Consider the following 6,440-nt stretch of genomic DNA (forward strand, 5'->3'; position numbering starts at 1 on the left):
ATAGCTATTCTAATAAAAGCACTGAGACAAGACAGCGCTGAGTAATTAGTTAACTTCTTTATGCTTTACCGTCTAGCGTTAACCTCTAGCCTGGTGCTGGCAAGTGCATTAAGCTTGCAGGCATTCGCTCTAGATCGAGCTGTGCTAGCTCAAAATGCAGATGTTCCGTTCAGTGGAACAGTTCCAGCGGAAGCTACCTTTATTTCTCCTGCCCCTGGCACTGCTGAACCAACTATTTCTAGCAATTCTGGTGGAATTGCGACAAATCTTGAATCACAAACTCCTGCCACTATCGGTGTTCAAAGCAGCACCTCTGCAACTGTTACTGTTTCTCCCCCCAGGCTTGTATCTGGTCCTAGTGCCGATCCATCTGGGACAACGCACATTGGCTTTTTAAAATTTGGTTCGACCAATGTTCGCAGTGATGTTGGTGGTGGAAGCGCAACTTTGCCAGCAGGTAACACCAATCTAGAGGTGAATTTGTTAGTAGAACGACCAGTAGGGTTTACGCCAGGAATTTATACCTACGTTGTTACCTTAACCATTGCACCATAACTGCTTTTCTTGTTGATGCTTCGTTTGACTTAACTCTAATTCATTTGAGAAGGATTTAAAAATGATTCGTCGTTCTTTATTAACCGCTGCTTTGATAATTGTTGGTTCTGTTGCTGTTGCACCCAAAACAATGGCACAAACTGCTGATGTTCCCTTTACAGCAAATGTCGGTAGTGCCTGCAACTTCGATCAAATTATCCCTGGTAAATTGGTACTCAACCAGACGACTAACGCAACTGCACTAGCGGCAGGATTTTCTGGAGGAACATTTGGTAAGGTTTTTGTTACCTGTAACCAAGGTGCCAGAGTGAGTATATCTAAGCCACAGCAGACCGGTGGCCCTAGTTTTACACCCATTCAATCTTTTGGGATAATCAACTCACCTTTTGGCAGTACAGATTCTCAGAATAGTAATCCTTTGTCATTGCCCTCTGGTAGCGGTTTGCCTTTGAATATAGACATGATCGTAGATAAGGGCAGTCCTCTTGTTCCTGGAAACTACAGCTATGTAACAACGTTGACTATCGTGCCATAGTCTAAAATTTTTCCCGTTTACCTTCAGATTGATTGAGAAAAATAGTTGCTGAATATCTTGTTGCTAGAGAATAAATCTTCAAGCGGCAAGATATTTTTCTGATTACCCAGAGATAAAATACCCTTGCTTTTGGGAATTATAAATCAGGAATTAAATTGACAATCCTGCCATATTTATAAATATGCTCAATCATAATTGGCGCTCTCTAGCTGCTGTTAGTGCTGGCTTATTCACCTTAATTTTGTCCCCTGGTGCTGCTAAAGCACAAATGAGCGTTTCTCCTCTGGTGATTGAAGCCAAAGCGGAACGCGGACAAGCCCAAGGAATGATTACAATTTCCAATACCAGTAAGACCCCTTCTCGGATTCGGATCTATGCTCAACCTTTCACATATAGCCGCGATGCAGGGTTTCAAACCTTATCCTCTAGTCCCAATGACCTGACAAAATATCTGCAATTCTCACCGCGTGAGTTGACTGTCAAACCAGGAGAAGTTCGGCGGGTGCGCCTCATTAGCCGCTTGGCTCCCAATTTACCTGATGGGGAATATCGTGCGGTAGTGTTTAATGAAACTCTCAGCGAATCAAAAGATGCTGCTGGTAATAACGTTACTTTGGTGGCACGAATTGGCGTGACATTCTACGTCAGAAAAGGCAATCTTTCTCCACAATTAGCAATTGATAGTGCCAGCTTTAACCCAGAGCAAAAACAAATTCAAATTTTAGTTCGCAATAACGGTCAAGCAACTGTTCTCCCCAATTTAAATTGGACTTTGCGCCAAGGGCAAACTGTTATCAAAACTGGTCAGGTAGATACTAATGCTGTGGTGGCAAATAGCGATCGCAATTTCTTATTAAATTACCCCAATAAAGACCAACCAGCCCTCAAACCCGGTCAATATCAGCTAAGTGGTGAGTTGTTTTGGGGTGAAGACAGTAAAAAAAGTAAGTTGCCCTTCAATTTAAATATTACTATTCCTACACAAACGGCGGGATCACAGAAAAAATAGCTTGTGTAATAATTCGTAATTCATAATTAATAAATTCAAATTAAATCTGGTATCTGTAGCCTGATTTGTAAGAATTAGTCTGGCTGTAAAATACAGCATTAATATCGATAATTTTGCTTGGTGCCTGGGAATTATATGTTGTAGAGACATCGCATTGCAATGGCTCTATTTTTATAAGAGATTTGACTGAGAACTAAAAAATTTGTGCAACTTCGATTATTAACTAGTAGAGGAAAATCTCTGCTAGCTGCGATCGCTCTGATCTGTCAAATTACGATCGCTCCAGCGAAGGCAGATACACCTGCGATTTCAAATCTACAAACGCCCACAACTGCCCAATTAGCTAAGGATTCCGAATTTAAAGTTTTTCCCGTAGGATTGAATGTAGGGAACCGCAATGTTAATCCTAGCGTTTTAGTGCGTGGTCAAGAAGATGGTTCCGAAGCAATTAATTTTGCAAATTGGCTGTTACCATACGATGCTGTAATTCAAGGCTTAAAATTAAATATTACCACTTTACCTGATGGTCAATTAGAAGTGCGATCGCCTGGTGTTGTGACTCGCATCGACCCAACAAAACTTCGCACCGATCCAGAATTAGGATTAGTCTTTACAATCCAAGATTTACAAACTCTCTTTGGCGTAACCGCGAAATTTGATATCAATGAATACGCCATCGTTTTAGATGTTCCAGGACTAGATCAATCTAGTGGCAAACTAGCAGAAACGGAAACTCCGATTCAACTAGAAGGATTACCACACGTTGCACCTCAAAAGTTTAGTATCGCCGCAATTGAACAGAAGGTAAATGCTAGTGGTAGTGCTACCAGATCGACAAACTATAGAGGTGATTTTCTTGCTGTTGGTAGTGCTTTTGGTGGTTCGTGGTTCATCCGCACCGATCAACCAAATTTAGAAAATCCGCAAACTTGGAATATTGCCGAAGCGCAGTTTTTGCGACAAACTAATTCGGCTGATTATTTTGTAGGTTCCCAGCCAACTTTTTGGCAGACTCAAGGAACAGGAGACTATTGGGGTTTTACATCCATTCAACGACAGGGGTTTGTACCACCTCAACCCTTTGGTGGTGGTTCTTCCGATCCTCGCCAACGTTTACAAGCAGATTCTATTGGACGGACAATTTCTGGTAAGACTGAACCAGGTACATTAGTGCGGTTGGTACAAGGTTTTGGCGATCGCGTGATTGCCGAAATTTTAGTTGATTCTTCTGGCATTTACCGCTTTGAAAATATTAAAAGCCAAAATCAATTTTTGGGCAACAATTATCGCATCTTGCTGTATCCCCAAGGGCGACTCACCGCCCAACCAGAAATTCAAGAGGCTACTTTTTCGACAGTACTAGGACAACTGCCAGCTGGTGCTTCAGCATTAATCGTTTCTGGTGGGTTACGACGGGATTTTGTGGGAAATCAAAGTCTGTTGGGCAACTTTTCTGACTTTCGGGGCGGAATTGCTGGGCGTTGGGGTTTATCAGAAAATCTGACAGTAGGCTTAGGTGGAGTGTACGACGAATTGCCTAGAGCCTTAGCAGAATTATTTTGGCGTCCGGGAAAGTTACCTTTGCAAGTAGCAGTTTCAGCACTGACGGGTAATAAGTGGGATGTGAATACAGATATTCGCTATAATCCATCTTCTACCTTGAGTGCTGCATTTATTAGCGATCGCTTGTCTAGCCGTTTGAATCTAGATTGGCGAGTTTTGCCTCAATTCACTTTATTCGCCAGTACTGACACAGCTGATGCAACATCTGGCGGAATGCAAATTAACTTGAGTGGCAAAGATGCCTTTACCTTTGCCCGTGTCAGCTTAGATACTAAAAACCGCCTACGCTGGAATTTATTGCAACGTCTTGGGAGACTAGAATTAACGCAACGCGGTAACGAAATTGGCAGTTTGTCCGAACTAACTTACAACTTTTCTAAAAACAGCTTTTCTAATAGTGGCAATTCACTGCTGTTAAATTATGAAACACAGAATCAAAACCGTAACGACAGCTTGCTAAGTGTAAGTTGGCGTTATCGTTCACAACAACAGGCAATTGATGGTAGCTATCGGTGGGAAGCACAATTAGGTTATGGCATTGGTTCTCAGGGTAGCGGACTGCTAGCTACATTATCAACAACAATTTTACCAGGTTTGCTATTACGGGCGCGTTATCAAGGTGTATCGCCGAGTTCCGATGAAGCAACTTTCAGCATAGATTTAGCTTCTAGCCTGAATTTACAAGGCGGTATTAGTCCAGGCGATCGCCGTTCTAATTATTTCCGTACACAAGGTGGACTGTCAATTAAGCCATTTTTTGACCGTAACAATAACGGCAAACAGGATGGAGGGGAAAAAGTTTATACAGATAACGCTGATTTATTGTTGACTTTGAACAATAAACCTCTGAAGTCGTTTTTACCACAAATTCAAGGCGATCGCACTTTAGTACGGATGTCTCCTGGCGTTTATCGCCTCGACCTCGATCCAGCAGGTTTACCGCCTGATTGGCAGGCTAAGGTTGAGTCCTTAGCCGTTGATGTGATTGCTGGCAGTTATACCCCTGTGATCATTCCGCTAATTCGTTCTTACACGCGAGCGGGGGTAATTACGGATGCTCAAGGTCAAGCGATCGCAGGCGCACGGGTAGAAGCTATACAACCAGATCCGGGGACTCGGCGTTTTTCTGTTACCAACGGTGCTGGAGTCTATTATTTAGAAGGCTTGCCACAAGGTAAATATACTCTACAAATCAACGGTAAATCTGCTGGTAGCTTAAAATTGGAAGAGTCTTCTGAAGCATTCCAAGAGCTTAATTTACAACAGCCGTCAATCCCCTAGAGCGTGTCATCTATAAAGAGTGTCTGCCTTCTGCCTCCGTAGGCTCATATTTCATGCAAAAGAAAACTGCTGTACAATCCTCCCCGTACTTGAAGTATGAAGAGGATTCAATTAGCCCAAATTAGCAATAGACATCTCCAGAAATTAGGTTTTCACCAAGACAAGATAAAGGTTTCAGATTCTTTTTCGGAGATGTCTAATATTGATGATTGCTAATTTGGATTTAGCTGTAAGCTTGCAGACATACCTTAGCCTTCTATGGATTTTGAGAGATGTTTACGCAACTATCTCAAAGTTTGTCGCTGATAATAATGGTGGGGCTGTAAATTGATTGTTATCGTTATCAATGTTGGCAAACAGACTACCTGTCCCAAAACCTGGTGATGTCAAGTTTTGGTTGAAGAACAAGTTGCCAGTTCCAAGACTGTAAGTAATGAGTCCAGAGCTAGTTGCAGCTGCTGCATCATTAGCTACTATCCTAATTTGGAACAAATTATTGAGTCCGCCAAAAGTTGTCTTATCGAGGACAATTTTATCGCTAAAGTTGCTGAAGTCAGTAATTTTATCTACACCGAGATCGGCACTATTGTACCCAACACCTGAGTTGAATACAAAGCGATCGCCACCAGCACCACCAGTCAAGATGTCATTACCTTTACCACCTCGTAATGTATCATTACCAGCATCTCCATAGAGTAAGTCATTGCCAGCACCACCATAGAGAATGTCATTACCCTCACCACCGAAGGCTCTCAACGATGTTGTTGTACCACTACCATCCAGGAAGTCATTGCCAGCCCCACCTGTGAACCAGACTGCATTTACAGAAGTTCCAGAGAGGTTGTTGACATCAAGGATGTCATCACCTCCACCACCATTGATTTCAAACCTTTCTGCACTGTCTACAGTCAGAGTGAAGGGAACCAAGTTCAGCCGATCGAAGATTGCTCTGCCTTGAGCATCTTGTTCTAGGCGGAAGTTGTCTCCCACACCCGCGCCGTTAACCTCAACCACGTCAAAGCCAGTGTTACCGCTAATTCTATCGCTACCGTCACCATTGTTCCAGATCAGGCGATCGTTGCCGTTTCCACCAGTGAAGGTGTCATTGCCACGATTTCCAAGTATGGTATCGTTCCCGTCCCCACCAGATAGAAAGTCGATACCATCACCACCTCGTAACAGGTCATTACCAGTATCACCATAGAGGTTATCACTGCCTGTACCACCTGTCAGGCTATCATTACCCTCACCACCCAAGGCTCTTAACGGTGTCGCCGTACCACTACCATCAAGCACATCATTTCCAGCCCCACCTGTAAACCAGACTGCATTTACAGAAGTTGCTGACAGGCTGTTGACATCGAGGGTGTCATCACCTCCACCACCATTGATTTCAAACCTCTCTGCACTGTCTACAGTCAGAGTGAAGGGAACCAAGTTCAGCCGATCGAAGATTGCTCTGCCTTGAGCATCTTGTTCTAGGCGGAAGTTGTCTCC

The 6,440-nt window shown here is 43.2% G+C and carries 5 protein-coding genes; 4 read left to right on the top strand and 1 reads right to left on the bottom strand.

Annotation, left to right across the window (positions count from 1 at the left end; translation table 11 throughout):
- Positions 1-60: 60 nt before the first annotated feature.
- The 4 genes from V7K44_RS17990 to V7K44_RS18005 all read left to right on the top strand — a co-directional run bounded on the left by V7K44_RS17990 (position 61) and on the right by V7K44_RS18005 (position 4,943).
- A complete protein-coding gene (locus V7K44_RS17990) occupies positions 61-555 on the top strand; it encodes a hypothetical protein (RefSeq protein WP_334933288.1) in 495 nt (164 codons plus the stop codon).
- Positions 556-616: 61 nt separating this feature from the next.
- Positions 617-1,090 carry a hypothetical protein gene (locus V7K44_RS17995; RefSeq protein ID WP_334933289.1) on the top strand — a complete coding sequence of 158 codons (474 nt, stop codon included), beginning with the start codon at positions 617-619 and terminating at the stop codon, positions 1,088-1,090.
- 181 nt (positions 1,091-1,271) lie between these two features.
- Positions 1,272-2,099: a P pilus assembly protein, chaperone PapD gene (locus tag V7K44_RS18000; RefSeq protein WP_334933290.1), complete on the top strand. Its 828-nt coding sequence runs from the start codon at positions 1,272-1,274 to the stop codon at positions 2,097-2,099.
- A 204-nt stretch (positions 2,100-2,303) separates the two neighbouring features.
- On the top strand, positions 2,304-4,943 hold the full coding sequence (locus tag V7K44_RS18005; RefSeq protein WP_334933291.1) for a carboxypeptidase-like regulatory domain-containing protein: 2,640 nt from the start codon (positions 2,304-2,306) through the stop codon (positions 4,941-4,943).
- Positions 4,944-5,219: 276 nt separating this feature from the next.
- Here V7K44_RS18005 and V7K44_RS18010 read toward each other — a convergent pair.
- A partial coding sequence (locus V7K44_RS18010; RefSeq protein WP_334933292.1) for a calcium-binding protein occupies positions 5,220-6,440 on the bottom strand: 1,221 nt, incomplete at its 5' end.

This window comes from Nostoc sp., from assembly GCF_036917235.1.
Lineage (GTDB): Bacteria > Cyanobacteriota > Cyanobacteriia > Cyanobacteriales > Nostocaceae > Nostoc.